The organism is Salinimicrobium marinum, assembly GCF_014651535.1.
Taxonomy (GTDB): Bacteria; Bacteroidota; Bacteroidia; order Flavobacteriales; family Flavobacteriaceae; genus Salinimicrobium; species Salinimicrobium marinum.
This window is the reverse complement of record NZ_BMXB01000001.1, coordinates 709,017-730,752: the sequence shown is the minus strand read 5'-3', so window position 1 is coordinate 730,752 and position 21,736 is coordinate 709,017. Positions and strand designations below refer to the sequence as shown.

General features: G+C 40.7%; 4 protein-coding genes. All 4 read left to right on the top strand.

The genetic code is table 11. The annotated features are described in order from the left end of the window. Positions 1-28 precede the first annotated feature (28 nt). Entirely contained in the window at positions 29-1,657 is a 1,629-nt protein-coding gene (pruA, locus tag IE056_RS03105) for an L-glutamate gamma-semialdehyde dehydrogenase (RefSeq protein WP_189603208.1), read from the top strand. A gap of 373 nt (positions 1,658-2,030) precedes the next feature. Continuing rightward, positions 2,031-4,412 carry a PKD-like domain-containing protein gene (locus IE056_RS03100; RefSeq protein ID WP_189603207.1) on the top strand — a complete coding sequence of 794 codons (2,382 nt, stop codon included), beginning with the start codon at positions 2,031-2,033 and terminating at the stop codon, positions 4,410-4,412. Between the two features lie 226 nt (positions 4,413-4,638). Beyond that, complete coding sequence (locus IE056_RS03095) at positions 4,639-14,208, top strand: DUF8693 domain-containing protein (RefSeq protein ID WP_189603206.1); 9,570 nt, start codon at positions 4,639-4,641, stop codon at positions 14,206-14,208. 243 nt (positions 14,209-14,451) lie between these two features. Further along, positions 14,452-21,696, top strand: a complete 7,245-nt coding sequence (locus IE056_RS03090) for a DUF8693 domain-containing protein (RefSeq protein WP_189603205.1) — start codon at positions 14,452-14,454, stop codon at positions 21,694-21,696. Positions 21,697-21,736 lie beyond the last annotated feature (40 nt).

The following is a 21,736-nucleotide window of genomic DNA, read 5'->3' as shown; positions in this document are numbered from 1 at the left end:
TAACAACAAAATAAAAACAAAATAAATTATGGGAAAAGGTGTTTTTCAAGTTCCTCAGGCGGTTAATGAGCCTGTAAAATCGTATGCTCCCGGGACTCCGGAAAGGGAATTAGTACTTCAGGAGTATAAAAGCCAGTACAATTCCACTGTCGAGGTGCCACTTTACATTGGTTCCGAAGAAATAAAATCAGGGGATACAGCCACCATGAGCCCTCCACACGACCATAAACATATTTTAGGAACCTACCACAAGGCCTCCAAAGAGCATGTTGAAAAAGCAATAAGCACAGCACTGGAGGCGAGAGAAAAATGGGCTAATCTGGAATGGGAGCAGCGAGCTGCCGTTTTCTTAAAAGCAGCCGAATTGATCGCAGGGCCTTACAGGTATAAGATCAATGCTGCTACCATGCTTGGACAGTCAAAAAATATTTACCAGGCCGAAATTGATTCGGCTTGTGAATTGATCGATTTTCTACGTTTCAATGTAGAATACATGACACGCATTTACGAAGAGCAACCGGAATCTTCTTCGGAAGCATGGAATAGGCTGGAATATCGTCCTCTTGAAGGATTTGTTTACGCCGTTACTCCTTTCAACTTTACCGCAATTGCTGGAAATCTTCCATCTGCACCTGCCCTGATGGGTAATGTGGCAATTTGGAAGCCAAGTGACTCCCAGGTTTATTCTGCACGAGTGATCATGGAAGTATTCAAGGAAGCCGGATTACCAGATGGAGTTATTAATATGGTAATGGGAGATCCAAAAATGATAAGTGACACCGTACTTGCCAGCCGTGATTTCTCCGGACTTCATTTCACCGGAAGTACCACTGTGTTCAAAAACCTTTGGAAACAAATTGGTGACAACATCCATAACTATAGGTCCTATCCAAGGATTGTAGGTGAAACAGGAGGTAAGGATTTCATTATAGCACATCCTACTGCTCACCCAAAACAGGTAGCTACTGCCATTTCCCGTGGAGCATTTGAATTCCAGGGGCAAAAATGTAGTGCTGCTTCAAGGGTTTACCTTCCAAAAAGTCTATGGCAGGAAATCAAAGATTTTGTCATTGAAGATTTAAAATCATTTAAAATGGGCTCTCCTGAAGATATGAGTAATTTTATTACTGCAGTGATCCATGAAGCGTCCTTTGATAAACTGGCCAAGTTCATTGACGGCGCTAAAGAAGATGATGAGGCAGAAATCGTGGTGGGAGGAAACTATGATAAATCCAAAGGATATTTTGTAGAACCTACCATCATTCTTACTTCAAATAAAAGATACAGCACCATGTGTACCGAACTATTCGGTCCTGTGGTTACTATTTATTTATATGAAGATGACCAATGGGAGGAAACTCTGAAGGAAATCGATGAGGCTACAGAATATGCCTTAACAGGAGCCATTTTCTCGCAGGACAGATATGCTGCTGCACATGCTACCAACGCATTACAAAATGCAGCCGGAAATTTTTACATCAACGATAAACCAACCGGTGCAGTTGTGGGGCAACAGCCTTTTGGTGGAGCACGTGGTAGTGGAACAAATGATAAAGCAGGTTCAATTCTTAACCTTTACAGATGGATTTCCCCTAGAACTATTAAGGAAACTTTTGTAAGTGCTACAGATTACAGATATCCTTTTATGGGAGAATAAATCATATATAATTATCTATTTAAAGCCATCTTTTAATGATTATTAGTCATTTTAGATGGCTTTTTTTATTATCCTGTTTAATGTGAAACTCTTTACCACAGTCTAATTTCAAAAGCCTGATCAGCTCACTTTATTAAAAATTTTAACATCATTTTTCCTACAATACCAGTTTAAGAAAACCTCATTTAGAGCGATTTCTTCATCTTATCCAGTGATTATATCTATTGGTCGAAATCCGAAAAAAGTATCCAAAATAAACTGTAATTTGGTTCTTCTGAAACCTCTCCCCCACAGATTATCAGGTATCTCAAGGAAATGATCAATGGTAAAAAAATTACTTTTTTTATGGCTTTTACCGGTGTTGTTAATCCTCATGCCCCAACAAACATTTGGACAGGCTTGCCCTGCTTCAGTTTCTATTGAAGCACTCGGGGGAATCTCTATTTGTGAAAATGAAACGATCACCTTAACTGCAAAGCCCGACGGCGGAAATAATCTTTATTATCAATGGATAGTCAACGGTTTGGCCAGGGAAACCGGAAAAAAAGTTAGCATCCCCGGATTAAAAAATGGAGATCTTGTGAGGGTTGAAGTCAGTTCTTCTAATGCTCCCGGCTGCAAAAAATCAAGCAGTGATTTAAAAATAACAGTAAATCCAAATATTTCGGGATTAGCAAAAATTCAGGCGAACAACAGAAATATTTGTCCCGGGGAAACGGTGAATTTCAGTATAGCTACCCTTACCCCTCAAAGTTCGGGAACCACTTTTAAATGGCAGCTAAAAAGAAATGGAATTTCCTCGGTGATTAGCACTTCCAATAATTTATCTTCAGATATTTTTCAGGATGGGGATGAAGTCCAACTAATGGTAGAGTCCCGATTGCCTTGTGTCGCTCAATTTTCTAGCAACATTATAAAAATTACAGAAAGCAACAGCCCTCCCGCTGTTCCCGTTGCTATTTCAGGAGAGACTTTGGTGTGCCCGGGAAACAAATTTTCCTATTCGGTACACGATGTAAATGGTGCTTCAGAATATATCTGGCTGCTTCCCACAGGCTGGACAGGTTCCAGTAAAACCAATAGCATCATCGTCACTCCGGGCACCGGAAATGGCAATATTCGTGTTAAAGCAAAGAATGGCTGTGGAGAAAGCGAGGAACAAACCCTGACTGTTTCTTCGAAGGATGCAATACCCGAAATCCCAACAGAGATTTCGGGAGCAACAGAAATCTGTCCGGGAGTTACAGCTACATTCTCCATTCCGGAGGTCCCCTGGGCTTCAGAATATTTATGGAAGCTGCCCCACGGATGGACTGGCTCAAGCATCACCAATTCTATCACCGTTACCACGGGTCCTCCTGGAACCGGAAATATTGAAGTCAGTGCAAAAAATAGCTGCGGAACAGGTACAGCAGCAATGCTTCCTGTATTGGTAAAATCCGGACCTCCTGCAATTTCTAAAATCATTTCAGGACCAACGGAAGTCTGCCCAGGGAGCACAGCAACTTATTCAATTCCGGAAGTTCAAGGGGCCGGTGAATATATCTGGGAACTGCCTTCCGGATGGTTTGGGGCCAGCAATACTAATTTCATTACTGTAACAGCTCCAACTTCCGGAAATGGGGAGATAACAGTTAAGGTAAAAAATAATTGTGGAACCGGACCTTTACGAAAAATGGAAGTTTCTGTTAATTCCGGTACTTCAGGAGAAATAACCATAACCGGCGACACAACAGTTTGTCCCGGAAAAAAGATGATCTTTTCAACAGATTCATTTTACGAATCCTACAAGTGGGAAATTCCCTCCGGATGGTCTTTTGTGAAAAATGAAAAGCATACTATAGAAGTAATTGCGGAAGCTTCCGGAGAAAGTGGTACTGTACGAGTAACTGTCGAAACCGGCTGCGGTACAAATCTGGAAGGCCAAAGAGACATCAAAATCTTAAATGGTTTATCTACTATTCGCTCCATTGCAGGCCCTACAGAAGTCTGTTCTACACAAACAATAGTTACCTACTCCATCCCTGCGGTTGAGGGAGCTTCAGGATATGAATGGACTGTCCCACTGGGTTGGGAGATCTTATCAGGAAAAGAAACTAACACTGTGGAAGTCAAAACTGCCTCCCGTAGTGGCACAATCACCGTCAAGGTACTGAACCTCTGCGGCGATAGCAGGGGAACAAAACTGACTGTAACCGCGACCTCAGCTCCACCAGAAAAGCCTGAAAAGATCATTCACAACTTGGGTCCAGGTTTAAATATTTGCAGGACCTACGGTAAAGCAACTTTTTCTGTTCCTGCAGTTGCTGGTGCCGTCAGCTACGACTGGACCTTACCGGCAGCATGGAAGATTAGTTCCGGAAGAGGTACAAGAACCATCACTGTAGAAGTGCCTGATATTCAAAATAGTTCCGACATCAATGTTGTTAAGGTGGAAGCTGTCAATAGTTGTGGCCGGAGTCTTCCTCAAATACTCGAAGATGTCAACTGTGAAGATCCTTCCGGGAAACTGGAAGACAGAATGTTTGCCGTTTACATTAGCAGAAGTCGGCAGTTGATCATTCACAATCCCGCCTTCATTGAAATTGAAAAGGTATATATAAACAATCTCCTAGGACAAGAGTTATTTATCTATGATAACATCGAAAATCAGAAGCAAATTAAATTATCAGTAACAAAATTCACTCCAGGCGTTTACCTTGCCAGGATACATTCCGAAAAAGGCATTCTCACTAAACAAATAATGCTGGATTAAGAGCAGAAAATGACCTTTTATCGAATTTTTCATCGTTTTCAGCTATTATTCCGGACTCATTACTGTAGGCTACTACTTACAGAAAAGCTAATTACATATTTCTCTTTCCGCTTTAAACCTCCATTTTATCGGTGTTTTTTGCTTTTCACCTACTAAACATGCTTAAAATGAGGAGCATATAATTTTTTTTCCTACTTTTACCCGGTTATATTGTTAACAATTTTTTATGAGGAAAAAAACTACCTCTATTCTACTTGTTAGTTTTTTATTGGTGCTGACTTCAGCACTGGCCTCGTATTGGAAAGCACCAGCTAAAGGTGCGGTGCTTTTCCCTACTACCATTGACCAACAACAACTATCCTGGAATGAGTCTCCTTTTGGTGTTTTTGCTTTGGGGTATGATGACTGTGAAAATGATACTCAAGATCCTACAGTACTTGTAAAAAATATTATCATTAGTCTTAATTCCGCCGGAACAGCAACAATAGACGCAGATGATGTTGACAACGGTTCTTCAGATAATTGCGGGATTACCGACAGAAATTTAAGTCAGTCCACTTTTGGCTGTTCAGATGTGGGACAGCAATTGGTTAGGTTAACAATCTCTGATGCTAAAGGAAATTCAGCTTATAAAGATGCGATAGTAACAGTTGAAGACAATATTGATCCTGAAGTTATCACTCGGGACCTCAGCGTTCAACTAGACGAATATGGAAACGCTTCAATTTCAAAAGAACAAATAGACAATGGTTCGAATGACGCCTGCGGAATTAAATCAACTTCTTTAGATATTACCAGGTTTGACTGTAATGATATAGGTTTAAATACTGTAACTCTAACAGTTACTGACGAAAATGGAAAAATAGCAAGCAAAACTGCTACCGTTACAGTGGAGGATAATATGGCACCAACTGTTGTCACCAAGAATATCACCGTGCAACTGGATGCCTCCGGAAACGCCACTATCGCCGAAGATGCAGTCAATAACGGATCTTCCGATTCATGTGGAGGACTAACTTTCGATACAAATATCACAAGCTTCGACTGTGATGATGTAGGGACCAATACTGTAACCCTTACAGTTACAGATAAAAACGGAAAGTCAGACAATAAAACAGCTATTGTTACAGTGGAGGATAATGTGACACCAACTGTTGTCACCAAGAACATCACCGTGCAACTGGATGCCTCAGGAAATGCCACTATCGCCGAAGATGCAGTCAATAGCGGATCTTCCGATTCATGTGGAGGACTAACTTTCGATACAAATATCACAAGCTTCGACTGTGATGATGTAGGGACCAATACCGTAACCCTTACAGTTACAGATAAAAACGGAAAGTCAGACAATAAAACAGCTATTGTTACAGTGGAGGATAATGTGGCACCAACTATTGTCACCAAGAACATCACCGTCCAACTGGATGCCTCAGGAAATGCCACTATCGCCGAAGATGCAGTCAATAGCGGATCTTCCGATTCATGTGGGGGACTAACTTTCGATACAAATATCACAAGCTTCGACTGTAATGATGTAGGAATCAATACCGTAACCCTCACAGTTGAAGATAAAAACGGAAAGTCTGACAGCAAAACAGCTATAGTTACAGTGGAAGATAAAGTGGCTCCCATTCTACCCACAATAGAAGAACTTGATAACTGGAGTTGTGGCAAGGAAATTCCAGTACCTATAGCAAATGATAATTGTGCAGGGGAGGTGACTGGTACTACATCAGACGCTACAACATTTTCTTCTCCCGGAGAATATTTTGTCACTTGGACTTTTAATGACGGGAATGAGAACTCCATTACGGCCGAGGCGCAAAAAATAGTTATTCCTGAACCTACTGTTGAAATACCTGAAATTGATGGTTCAGCCTTTTGTAACACAGAAGAAATTCCCGCTATAGTATTCACAGGGAACACTTTGGAAAACAAATCCTATTCCTGGTCCTATGAAAGCTCCACCGGAAACACTATAGATATAGGAATACCTTCAAGTGGCATAGGGAACATTCCTGCTTTTTCAGCTAAAAATATTTCCAATGAACCTGTTACAGCCTTGTTCACTGTTATTCCCTTTGGAAATGATTGTCAAGGTCAACCGGGACAATTCTCCATTATAGTCAACCCTACTCCTACTATTACAAAACCGGCAGATATGGTAGTTTGTCACGGAGAAGTAGTTCCCGAAATTATTTTTTCAGGAGCCTCAGTTAATGGAAGTGATATAAGCTGGACCAATGACAACCCTGCTATAGGTCTTTTAGGAAGTGGAACAAATAAACTACCTTCATTTACTGCTGTGAACAATAGCACTGAAAGTATCTTTGGAAACATTACCATCACCCCCTCGGCTAACGGATGTATAGGAATTCCAGAAACTTTTAAAATAGAAGTAAAACCCAATCCTACAGTAAACGCTCCGGCGGATATAGTTTACTGTAACGGAGTCACCACGACAAGTATCACCCTCTCTGGTTCTCCTACAGGAGTAAAGTACGATATACTAGGGGGGGGCTCCATTGGTTTATCTAATAAAATGAGCGTCCCAGAAATCCCCTCTTTTATTCCTGTAAATAATTCCACCGTACCTGTCGCTGCCACTATCACAATCATCCCAAAGGCAAATGGTTGTACCGGTGATCCAGTAACTTATGATGTGACGGTGAATCCTACGCCAAACGTTAGCATTTCACCCTCGAATCAGCAACTTTGTTCAGGAGAAACTACCAGCCTCTCTTTATCAGGTGGTATTGAGGGATCTGTTTTTAACTGGACTGTTTCAGAAATTTCTCCTGCCGGAAGTATAGAGGGAGCTGCAGATGGCAACGGGAGCGAAATAGCACAAACCTTAACGAACAATACAAATAGTCCTGCAACAGTAAAATACAGGGTGGTTCCCTCTGCCAAGGATTGCGAAGGAACTCCCATTACTGTAACTGTAACAGTTAATCCCACACCTGTACTGCACATAACGGATCCCGAAACCGTATGTTCCCCTGCGGTTGTAGACCTAACTTCTGAAGAAATCACCCAGGGTTCATCTTCAGGATTGAGTCTGTCATACTGGACAAATGAAGGAGCAACAAGGCCGGTGGCCAATCCAAATGATGTCGGTCCTGGAACCTATTTCATAAAGGCTACTACCAGCAGTAGCTGCTCGATCATTAAACCTGTTGTAGTGACAGAAAATCCCACCCCAGAACTTACCAGTCCATTACAAGCCTCCGGATTCTGTTCTGAAACCCCTTTTGTATATGAATTTTCCAGTAATATACCCGGGACAACTTACTCCTGGGATCGCCAGGCAATAGACGGGATTTCCACCCCGGCGAACAGAGGAGAGGGAAATATTGGTGAAGTCCTGGTGAATGACACGAACAACCCCATTAAAGTCACTTACGAAATAACACTGGTAAGCCAAGACGGTTGTCCTAACATTCAGGAAATTTCGACCACCGTCACACCTACTCCCACCCTTACCAGCACCCTTTCACCTCCAGCTGTATGTAGTGAAACACCTTTTGAATATACACCTTTAAGCAAAACTTCAGGAACAGTATTTAAATGGACCAGGGCAGCCGTTGAAGGCATTCGTAACTCAGCAGCCGGTGGCACAGGTTCTATTAATGAAACTCTTGAAAACACCACTAATCAACCTTTAACAGTTACATATATTTACAGCCTTAGCAGTAATAACTGTACAAATCCTGATACTTACAATTTGACTGTGACTGTAATTCCGGCACCGGAAACCGAAGTACTGGTATCAAAAAGAGGAGAACAACCGGTTAAAAATGAGATTGAGGTATGTCCCGGGGAGAGTGTGGATTTATTCTCTTCCACCTCTTTTGTAGAGAATTTACCTCCGGTACTTCTTACATCAGATTTCAACAACGGAATACAGAATTGGACCACACAATCTTCATCAAACAACACTAACTGGTCTTTGACGAATAGTGGAACAAGAGCCTATGGTGGAACTTACTGCTACTATAGATTTGAGAACTGGCGCTGGAGACTTATTTGTGAGGACAGAGAAGTTAATTTTCATTCAAATGATAATTCACAATTTTTCCTTATAAGCAGTTATGAAAACAATAGAGATTACAGCAATGTTAGTTTGATAAGTCCATCTTTTAGTACAAAAGGATATACATCATTAGAATTATCTTTTTGGCATCACTATAAAGACGGGGGAGGTTATCGAAACAACCAGGAAGATATAGGAAGGCTACAATATTCTATTAATAATGGTGATTGGCTAAATTTAGAAACTTATACTTCAACTCAGGGGGAAGAAGACCGTTTTGAGAAGGAAACGATTTACAATCTTCCCGTAGGACAAGAAGATGTACGAATCCGTTTTAATTATGATAACGCTTACAACGATCGCTATTGGGCTGTTGATAATATAAGAATTACCGGAGAGGGATCGGGTTCTCCGGAAGTTGAATGGACTTCAGATATCGGGGATTTCACCTCAACGGAACCAAACCCTAAAGATGTCACTCCTGTAGAAACTACGGTATATACTGCTACGTATATGGATCCGGTTACACAATGTCCCGGTAGAGCTTCAGTAAAAGTTATTGTACGTAAACCTCCAGAGGTAACAATAAGTGCAAATTACTGCGGTGATTCGAGATATATAGAATTAACTTCAGATAATGAATTTGCCTCCTATTACTGGGAATCTGCCGGAAAAGAGTTTGGAAGAGGCAGAACACTGAATGTAGAAGTTGCACAAACCTATATATTAACAGTTACAGATGAATATGGCTGTACAGGGACAGGCTCTATAAACATTTCTGAGGAATTGGTAGCCAATGGAGATTTCGAAGCAGGTGCAAGGGATTTTCAAACAGATTATCGAAACAAAACAGGAACCGGAGACCTTTATCCAGAAGGTGATTATGCAGTAGATGATGATGCCCATGATTACCACAGCAACTTCTACGGAAGAGACCACACTACAGGAAATGGCAATTTTCTAATTGTTAATGGTTCCCCAAGGCAAAATCAGGTTATTTGGAAACAGACTATTGATGACATTCAGCCTAACACTAATTATTACTTTAGTGCATGGGGAATGAATGTAAACCCTGCTTCACCTGCTCAGCTACAGTTCAGAGTAAATGGGGAATTAACAGGAACAGTAGCATATCTCGATAATGCTGATAAACCTACGAGTAATAATCAGGTGAGTCGGGAAAATTGGATCCAGTTTTACAGTAATCCTTTCTGGAATTCTGAAGAAAATACAAGTGTTACATTAGAAATTGTGAATATTAACGTGACTCTTGGAGGAAACGATTTTGGTTTGGATGATATTTCTTTTGGAACACTTGAACCTATTATTTTCAGTATAGATCCATCAAATAATTCTACTATATGTTCAGGAGATACTTTAGAATTATATTCAAACATAGAGGGAGGTCGTGAACCTATTGAATTTACCTGGACAAATTCAGATGGAGAAGTAGTTTCTACAGAGGAAAATCCCGTTTTGGAAAATATTTCTGCAGAAGATGCAGGTACATATACACTTTCAGTGACCGATGCCTACGGTTGTGATCCAACAGTAGGAACTACAGAAGTCTTTATTATCCCTGAAACAATAGTAGATGCAGGGGAAGATCTTATAATATGTGCTGAAGAAGCAGAAATTCAACTTAATGGGGAAATTTCAGGATCTGTCTCATCAGGTTTCTGGTCTGGAGGAAATGGTAATTTTAATCCGAATTCAGGTACATTAAACGCAATTTATACTCCCACTGCCGATGAAATAATTACAGGAAGGCTAACTCTCACCTTAACTTCTAATGCCCCAGATGAGCCATGTGAGCCAGTCCTGGATTCGGTTAGCATCCAGATTAATCCCACTCCAGTCATTGACAGGATTGAAGTTAATTCTCCGTTATGCTTCTCCGGGTCGGATGGTTCGGCAAAAGTGATCGTGAGTGGCGGAACTCCTCCTTTCACATACAGTTGGAGCAATGGACAAACCAAAGAAACAGCTACGGGTTTATCAGAAACAGAAGAGACAGAGAACTTGTTTGTTATAGTAAGCGACGCGAACGGCTGCTCTGTAACTTCAGATAACATCATAATTGAAGAACCAACTGCCCTTGAAATCACTTCAGTCGAGTATACAGAAACAACTTGTTTTGGCAATGCAGACGGTACAGCAACTATAGTGCTTTCAGGAGGTAATTTAGCCGGAAATACACCTCTTTATAATTATCAGCTTCTGAATAGTGAAGGAAGTGTCATTTTTTCAGAAGAAAATTCAGAAGAAAATTCTTTTACAGCATCTGGTCTTGTAGCCGGTAATTTCACCTTTTTGGTAAGCACCGGAGAAAGCTGCTCTGCACTCACTCGAAATGTAACCATCACTCAACCAGCTGAAGTCATTGCCGATGCAGGAATTATAACTCCACCTAATGAATGTGGCACCAAAGTAGTAGCTTTGGAGGCAGTACAGGTTGACCCTGAAATTGGTTCCGGAGAATGGTCTTTCACTTCTTCTAATGGTGGTACAGGTAACTTTACAAATCTTACTTCTAATGCCACTACTTTCTACGGTGAGGCTGGGAAAAATTACGAATTAACTTGGACGGTAACACCCATCATCGATTGTCCACCTGTAGTTTCTGAGCCTGTAGCAGTAGGTTTTCCGGCTGAATGCAGTAAATTAAATTTTGATGGTGAGGATGATCACATTTCCTTTGGAGACAACCATAACCTGAATATCCAAAATTCCTTTACCATAGAAGCCTGGGTAAAACCACACACCCTCGTAGGTATCAATACGATTATTTCCAAACGAAATTCGAATAACCTTTCTGAAGGAGGATATGATCTTATTCTCAATACCGGACGTCCTGCCTTAAGAATAAATAATACCACTATTTCCGTCACACAAAGGTTGACTTTTTCCCGATGGTACCATATAGCCGCGACTCATAATGGAAGTGAAGTAAATATATATATTGACGGATTAAAGGTGAAAACACAATCTCTCAATGAAACACCTGGTGAGATTGCTGCTCCCACCTTGATAGGAGCCATGCATAATGCTAGCACCCAAAATGTTCCTGAAAATTATTTTCACGGCTGGATGGAAGAAGTGAGAATATGGAAGAAAGCCTTATCTGAAGATCAGCTTCATTTCATAATGAATCAACGAGTGGAAAAGGAAGGAAGCTCAGGTATAGTGGGAGAGGTGCTCCCAGTATCTATCCCGGGAAATCTCGTCTGGTCTGACTTAGTCGGTTATTACCGCCTCCTTTCTTCAGAAGTAACTGATGGAACCACAACAGATTTATCCTTTAACGGAATTGACGGAGAGCTAAAGAACATTGAAGACAATCAGGAAAATACAGCTCCCCTGCCATATATATTATATACTACTAATAACGGGAACTGGTATGATAATTCAACCTGGCAACTACCTGCAGAAATCAATGGAAGATCCATATCCCAAAGAAATGTTTGGGAAGCTCCTAATAGCACCGGAATAGACCAAAGAACAAAAATAAACTGGAACATTGTAAAACTACCGCAGAATGTGAAAAATCCAGGCAGTCCTACCAATATGAATAGCATCACCCTGCTAGGGCTAATTTCTGAAGCAGGCACATTGGAAATGATGGGAATGAACAACGTACAGGGCAATGCGCTTACAATCACCAGTTACCTTAAATTGGATGGTATAATAGACCTGAATGGCGAATCTCAACTTATTCAACCTGAAGGAAGCAAAATTGAGCAATCCCCTAACTTGGATATCTCAAAAACCGGATACATTGAACAGGATCAACAGGGTACTTCCAGTAGTTTTAATTATAATTACTGGTCTTCACCAGTAATTCCTTCCGCATCAGCCTCTACATTTAAAGTTGCTGAAATAATGTATGATGGAGCTGCAGATGGTGCCCGTGCCTGGAAAACAATAAACTTTGGGAACGGACCATTTTATGCAGATGGTCCTCTTACGAGCCCCATAAAAATAAGTAATTACTGGATCAATGCCTTCAGAAACAAAAAGGCAAACGATTACAGTAGCTGGGAACATGTGGGAAGTGAACACGAGCTGCTTGCGGGAGAAGGTTATACAATGAAAGGTCCCGAAAATATTTCTGTAGCCGATGCTGCAGCCCGAAAAATTCAGCAAAATTATACTTTTAAAGGCTTTCCTAATAACGGGGATGTCCAATTACAGGTTGGTAAGGGACAGCAGTATTTAATTGGGAATCCATATCCTTCAGCGATTAACATAGAAGAATTTATTAAAGAAAATACAAAAGACGGAGCAGGTAGAAACAGTGTAAATGTTTTTAATGGCGCCATATATTTCTGGGACCACTTCTCCGGAAAAACACACTATCTTGAAGAATATATTGGAGGCTATGCTACCAGGAACCGGTTGGATGGAGTTCCCGCTGCTTCTACAGATAAACGGATAAATGCTAATAATGCCAAAGGAACAAAGAGACCCGGCGCATATATTTCTGTAGGACAGGGATTCTTTATTAATACCACTCTTGATTCCGATATATCCAACTTCACCTCTGTAGAGGGAGGAACTTTAACTTTTAAAAACAATCAGCGGGCCTTTGCACCGGAATCCCCGGGTGCCTCTATGTTTCTGATGCCGGAAATACGGGAAAAATCGTCTGTTAAAGAAGATACACGCAGTAAAATCAGGCTTAATTTCTCATCTCCCAATGGCTATCATCGTCAAATCCTTGTAGGAGTCGATAAAGATGCATCCAATGATTTTGATCTTGGATTTGATGCTTTATCTATGAATCATAACAAAGAAGATATGTTCTGGTTAATTAGGGAACATCAATTTGTGATCCAGGGTGTTTCAAATTTTGACAGAGATCAGGTTTTACCATTGAGCATTAAAACAGAAGTGGAAGGGGAATTTACTATTGAAATTGCAGAATTATTAAATGTGCCAGAGGAAACAGAAATTTACCTACGCGACAATCAGGACACAACGTATCATAATTTACGTGATGAAGAATTTAAACTGGCAATTGAGCCAGGAACTTTTAACGATCGTTTTGAGATTGTCTTTACTGATGGAAAAGTTATTGAAGACAACCGATCAAAAATATGGTTAAATTTCGAGTCTTCAAATGGTCATACCCGGAAGCTTCGGGTAATAGCAGATGAAGAAAGCACAGATAAGTTTGATGCCGGCAAAGAGGAAATACTTTCGGAAAATCTTTCAGAAGACATGTACTGGCTCATAGAGGAATCCAAATTCCTCACCCAGGAAGTACCAGGTTTTGATGAAGACCGTGAGCTTCCATTAGGAATTAAAGTGGCAGACGACGGAACCTTCAGCATAAATATTTCAAGGCTCTCAAACATTCCTGATGACAAGGAAATTTATTTAAAAGACAGCAAAAACAAACTTTTTCACAATTTAAGAAAGTCTGCATATCAAAGCACTGCAGTACCTGGCAGTGTAAACGATAGGTTTGCACTTGTTTTCAAAGAAACTATTTCAAAAGATGAAGATATTCTTCCGGCTGGACTTGAAATAATATATGTTCATGACACCCGTGAAATACTGATTCGAAATCCACAATTGTTAGATATTTCAAGAATTAATTTAAGTAATCTTTTGGGGCAACAAGTGCATGTTTTCTATAATGTTCCTTTGCAACAGGAAATCTCACTTCCAGTGGCAAGATTTAGCAGCGGCGTTTATATCGTAAGGCTTCAGTCAAGTGAAGGATCTGTTTCAAAGAAGGTAATCTTAGAATAATTAATCACTATTAACAATAGATATATAGATTTTAGCTTAATGATCATTCCACTATTATGGATCCATTTTAGGCTATAGTAACGTTGTAATCATCCTCCTACTTATAAAATTTTATACATTCCAAACAATAGGTTTAGAACCTTTCATCCAGGAAAACAAGACTTTAATCGATAAAAAATCATCTAAAAAGGCCTGTGCATCAGAATTTTCTGTAATTTTGCTATATTTTATTAGCCAAAATGTATGGGTAAAAAAACTACTCTGTTTAAATTTTCTTCTATTATTTTACTGTCCGGAAGCCTGATTTTCCTGATGGCATTTCAGACTAATGAAATAACGATAACACAGGATAATCTTACGCATGTTGTTTGTCCAGAAGGAAACACAGGTAGCATTTCCGTATCCATTTCTGGGGGGACGGGTACCTTAAGTTATTCCTGGGCAGGCCCCGGCACCTTCACCAGAAATACAGAAGACATTAGCAATCTTGCGGAGGGAACTTACACACTTACCGTCACAGACCAAACTACTCCCACCGCTGTAACAAAGTCGGCTACTTTCACTATAATTCAGGAGGATTTGGAAGATCCGGTTCTTACAGCTCCAGCAGATAAAACCATTTCTGCAGATTTCGGGTTGTGTACAGCCTCAAATGTCTCCCTTGGCAGTGCAACAATGAGTGATAACTGTGGGGTATCAAGTATTAAAAATGATGCACCAACTACTTTCCCATTAGGAACTACAACTGTTACCTGGACTGCAAGCGATGCCGATGGAAATACTACTACAGACGTACAGATCATTACGGTCAACGACACCGAAAAACCTTTTGTACGAACCAGATCCCTCACCGTATCATTAGGTCCTAACGGAAACGCCACGATCACTAAAGCCGATATTGAAAACGGTTCTACCGACAACTGCGGAATCTCGACTGTTTCCTTGAGTAAAACAAATTTTACATGTGCAGATGTGGGGCAGAACGCTATAACTTTATCTGTCACAGATAATAATGGGAACTCTGCTTCAGAAACTACAATGGTCACTGTAGAAGATAATGTAGCGCCGGCTGTGGTAACAAAAGACATTACTATAGAACTTGATGCTTCAGGAAAAGCAGTAATTGCTGAAGATGCCGTAAATAATGGATCTTCAGATGCCTGTGGCGAATTAAGTTTTGACACCAATATCACCTCTTTTGACTGTACAGACCTAGGAGCTAATACTGTATCTCTTACAGTAAAAGACAGCAATGGAAATTCTGCTTCAGAAAATGCAACAGTTACTGTTGTAGATAAAATTACTCCAACAGTTACTACTCAAAACCTGACTGTTCAATTAGATGCTACAGGGAAGGCTGTAATTACTGAAGACGCTGTGAATAATGGATCATCTGATGCTTGTGGAGGACTCACTTTTGATACCGATATTACCACATTTGTTTGCACAAACATTGGAGCCAATACCGTAAGGCTTACAGTAACGGACTCCAATGGGAATTCTACTTCAGAAACTGCAACAGTTACTGTAGAGGACAATATTGCTCCAACAGTGGTTACTCAAAATATATCTATAGAACTGGATGCTACCGGAAATGCGGTAATTGCTGAAGACGCCGTAAACAATGGTTCATCCGATGCCTGCGGCGGAATCAGTTTTGACACAAATATTACTTCTTTTGACTGTACAAACATTGGAGCCAATACCGTAACACTTACGGTAACAGATGATAATGGGAATTCTACTTCAGAAACTGCAACAGTTACTGTAGAGGACAATACTGCTCCAACAGTGGTTACTCAAAATATATCTATAGAACTGGATGCTACCGGAAATGCCATCATCGCTGAAGACGCTGTAAACGATGGTTCATCCGATGCCTGTGCCGGACTTATTTTTGACACAGATATCACTGCTTTCGATTGCACTGACGTGGGAGTTAATGATGTGATCCTAACCGTTATCGACAGTAATGGAAATTCTGCTTCTGGAACCGCAACTGTTACTGTTTTGGATAATACCGCACCCAGCGTTACTACTCAGGATATAATAGTGCAGCTTGATGCTTCTGGAAATGCATCCATTGCTGAAGACGCTGTGAACGGAAGTACCTCCGATTCCTGTGGAGGATTAACTTTTGACACGGATGTTACTACTTTCAACTGTTCTAATGTGGGAGAAAATACTGTGGTAATCACAGTGACAGACAGTAATGGAAATTCTGCTTCTGGATCTGCAACAGTTACTGTGGTAGATAATGAGATTCCTGTAATTTCATCAGTTAATGAAATCAACACAAATACAGATGCTGGTCTTTGCAATGCTACTATCGCTATTGAACCACCAGTAGTAAGCGATAATTGTGGTTCTTCGGTTCCTACTGGAACAAGAAGTGACGGGCAGGCAATGAGTGCTCCATATCCCGTTGGAACCACCACCATTACCTGGTCTGCCAAAGATAATAATAACAATCTGGCCGTAGAGGTACAACAAACGGTTACTGTTTCTGATAATGAAGCCCCCGTAGCTCCGCAACTGGAGCCAGTGGTGTGGGGTTGTGAATATACTGTTACGCCTCCAGTAGCCATTGATAATTGTGAAGGGGAAATTACAGCTACCGGAAACCGCAGCCTTGTTTTCCCTGTTTCAGGCACAATTACCTGGACTTTTACAGACAGTAAAGGCAATAGTTCTTCAGTACCACAAGAGGTCATTATAAACCAGATCGAAGTAGGTGTCAACACTCAGGATATTTTATGTAATGGGTTTGCTACAGGTGGGGCAGAAGCCGTGGTCACAAATGGTATTGCTCCTTTTACGTACGATTGGGGTATCCTGGGGACTGGTCCTTCAAAAGATGGATTAAGTCCCGGGAATTATGAAGTTACAGTTACAGATGTTAATGGGTGTACAGCTCATAAAGAATTTGTCATTAGTGAACCGGAATCTTTTATTGAGATTACAAACATCAATATCAATAAAGGATGCTTTGGACAGAATAATGCAAAAATATCTTTTACTGCAACAGGAGGCACAACACCACTCACTTATTTTCTTAATGATGCGCAAGTTCCAGGAACAACTATAGAGAATCTTGCCCCCGGAACTTATAGTCTCAAGGTTGTGGATGATAACGGATGTTCCCAGGAAGAAACTGTTACCATCAATGAGCCCGATGAACTCATCATTACAAACATTGTAACTACAGAAACAAATACATTTGGATCTTCTACAGGAACCGCAACTGTTATTCTTGAAGGAGGAACACCTAATTATACTTTTGAATGGTCTAATGGACAAACAACTCAAGTAGCGACAGGACTTACCGCCGGTGAATATTCTGTCACTGTTACAGATGCCAATGGCTGTACAGCATCAAAAAGCACTATAGTGATTGATCCGCTGGAAGCAGTGATGCTTCCAATCTCAAAATGTCTTAGCGATGATGGAGGACTAAGAACCTCAACATTCCAGGTCGAGAGTGTAAGAGGGGGTATTGCACCTTACACATATCATTGGGATTTTGGTGGGGAAACCACAAACGGTGTCAGTACCGCCGAAGGAGAAGGAGTTCATGTGGTTGATTACATAGCAACAGGAACTTATACGATTACCTTAACTGTAACAGATTCGGCAGGCAACGAATTCATTGAAATTTTGGATTATTATGTAGGTGAATGTTTTGAAGCCTGCGGAAAAACCGGTAATCTTGATTTTGTAAATTCTTTTTATGTAGGCAAAGAAGATGGCAGTATCCTTACCAGTTCTGAGTGTGAAGGCTATACAGGAAAAATCTATATATATTTAAATATTGAAAAAAATGCCAATGCTTACAATCCTTCTGTAGAATTCATATACACTATTACAGATCCCCAAAATCAGGAAGTAATTTCCGAAGAGAGGATCACCGGTTGTGTTCCTATGGAAGGCAACGGCAAAATTCCGGAAATCTTCAGAATTGGAGAAGTGAACAACTGGTCTTGTGGTTACGCTGTAAACCTGGAAAATTTCTACATGGACTGGACTAATGGCTCCCACAAACCTTGCGGGGATGTAAGGCAAAAAATGTGTGTTTCAACCAATGAAAAAGATGAAATAAAATTCCCTCTATCTGCTACAGTAAATGTTACCCGCGTCTATTGTCATGGAAGCAATGAAGGAGTTATTAAAGTAAATGCTTCGGGTGGAGCCGGCGCTTATACTTATACAGTAAAAAATCTTGGGACTAGCGAAACAATCACTCAAACTTCCTTTTTATTTGAAAATTTACCTGCCGGAATTTATGACGTGACTGTTTCAGACAACAATGACTCCTACACCCGAAGAAACATTGAAATCATACAACCTGATAATGCGCTACTTTTAGAGGAAATCAGCAACACTCCTTTGATCTGTAACGGCGGGAATGATGCCACTTCTACCGTACGGGCTTCAGGTGGTACAGCCCCCTATACCATTGTCTGGGACCATATAAGCCAGACATCTACTGAAGATACCGGAACAGCTACCAATCTTTCTGCCGGTTTCTATACGGTGAGAGTGGTTGACAACAATGGATGTGAAATATCTACAGAAATAGAGATAGTTGAGCCTCCTGTTGCAGTTGCCGATGCCGGCCCGGACCAGGAACTTGGTTGTGGTGTAGATCAGGTGAACCTGGGTGCTATTTTTGAAGATTATACAAACCCGGCTACCGGAGAAATGGAATTCGGAAAATGGACTGTGATAAACGGCCCTGCCGGCTCTGCCTTTTCAGATGCCAACGATCCAGCGGCTCTCTTCTCCATTAGCGCAACAGGAACTTATACGCTACGATGGACGGTCCCCTGCGGGGCATATGACGATGTAAAAATCATCTTCAGGAACTGTAGTACCATAGATTTTGACGGTCAGGATGATTATATAGATTTTAGCAGTAATTATAATTTATCCGGTGATTTCACCATTGAAGCCTGGATAAAACAAAACCCTTCAACTTCCGCCGGATTAAAAACTATTCTTTCAAAAAAGGATGTTTCCAGTCCAACTGCAGGAGGATTCGACCTTATAATTGAAAACGACATTCCGAAGTTTAGGTGGAACGATAGCTCACTTTCTTCAGATTTTCCTATAAATACAGCCAGGTGGTATCATATCGCAGTCATAAAAGGCGGTCCTGATGAAGGACTTTATGTAGATGGAATTAAAGTTTCTGATGGAAATCTAGGCATACCCGGTTCTTCTACAAGTCCGTTCTTAATTGGTGCTGCTTATGATAGTAATTCCACTCCACTTCCGAAGAATTTCTTTCACGGTTGGATTGAAGAAGTGCGAATTTGGGGTACCGCTTTAAATCTTACTCAGCTCAGGTTCATGATGAATCAGAGAATTCTCAACAACGGAAAAGTAAGAGGCGAAACTCTTCCTCTGGATGTCCCTGAAAACTTAAACTGGAGTAATTTAACAGCTTACTACAGATTAATGACTGCTGAAGCCACTAATGGAATTACTAAAAACAGAATTGATAATGGAATTCACGGCCGGTTAAAAAATATACAATCCACACAGGATAATACAGCTCCCCTTCCTTATTACACTGGCAGTACCGGTACATGGGATGGCACTCCATGGGCCGAATCAGAAGTCTGGGATGCTCCAAACAGTATTGGGATTGACGGGAATACCAGGATTGAATGGAATATTGCCGAGGTTTCCCATGATATTTCCTCTGGTAACCGCGATATCACTCTCTTGGGACTTATCTCTAAGAAAGGCAAATTGAGCGTTAGCAAAATGGGTAATAATGCCAGTGAATATGATCCAGGACAAAGTTTACGAATCACAGATTACCTGGAGCTAAATGGCACAATAGATCTGGTTGGGGAGTCTCAGTTACTACAGGACCACGAAAGCATTTTTGCAGAAACCAGCTCTGGTTACATTGAGCGCGACCAGCAGGGAACTGCCAGCAGTTTTAACTATAATTACTGGTCCTCGCCGGTTGCACCTCAGGGAACAGCCAATAACAGTCCGTACACAGTACAGAAGGTGCTGAGAGATGGAAGCAACCCTGCCAATCCAATACCTTTGGTTTTCAATAATTCCTTTCAGTTTGCAGACTGGAAATATTCGGGTGCAAAACGAATCAGTAGTTACTGGCTGCACATTTACACAAATAATACCAGTAACACCTACTCTCAATGGCAGCATGTTGGTGAAAATGGAACCATAAAAGCTGCGGAAGGTTATTCTATGAAAGGAACTTCAGGATCTGCAAAAATAACAGACCGACAGAATTATACTTATATAGGAAAACCTAATAACGGAACTATTGAGCTTACCCTGGATGCCGGAAATGATTATTTGATAGGAAATCCATATCCATCAGCTATCGACAGTGAGAAATTCATCCTGGACAATTTAAGTGCAAGTGGCGGCAATAACAGTCAGAATATTTTTAATGGAACCATTTATTTCTGGGATCATTTCTCCGGCAAATCTCATTACCTCCAGGAATACGTAGGTGGATATGCTACCTTAAATCTTTCAGGAGGGGTAGTTGCTGTAGCAACAGACGAGCGGATCAATGCCAACGGAGAAAGCGCAGAAGAAAACAGCATCCCGCTCCAGTATATTCCGGTAGGTCAGGCATTCCTGGTAAGTACACAAACCAATACAAAAATGCCTGAAACAATTTCCGGAGGAAATATTATTTTTCAGAATACACAGCGAATTTTTAAAACCGACGACCAGGCCGGAGACGAATCTATTTTTAAGACCCCCGAAAATGAAAAACCAGAAACCAAAAATGGTGACAAACGTCCCAAAATTTTCCTATATTTTAAATCTCCGCAAGGCTATTTACGCCAGTTACTGGTTACCAATGATGTAAGATCTACCAGTTCTTTTGACCTCGGATTTGATGCCCCCCTCATTGAAAACAACAAAGAAGATATGTACTGGATGATCGACAGCATAAAATCTGTAATTCAAGGGGTACCAGATTTTGACAAGCAACGGGTGCTTCCTCTGGGTGTAAAAATCAAAGATGATGGAGATTTCTCCATTTCCATTGACACAACCATGAATCTATCTGATGATTTCAGGATCTATATTAAAGATAGTGTAACAGAAATTACTCATGATTTACAGGAGTCAACTTATAAGACTTCTGCCACCGGAGGATCGATAAATAATAGGTTTTCCATTGTTTTCAATAAAGAAACCCCGGCAATTGAAGAAGAAAAGCCTGTGGAAGAAATTCCGACTGGCTGGTTTGAGCTTTATTATTCCAGCAACAATAATGAAATAGGGATTAAAAATCCCCGTTTACAAATGATAAAATCGGGTGCGGTTTATAATATCCTGGGACAAAAAATTCAGGAATTTCATAATATCCCTCTGGAAAGACTGGTAAAGTTACCAGTTATTGACCTTCCTGAAGGAGTTTATATTATGAAGTTAAGGCTGAAAGAAGGCAACAGTGCAATAAAATTCATCAAGGAATAAAAAAAGCTCCTGAAACTCTTAGGAGCTTTTCCTCATATCA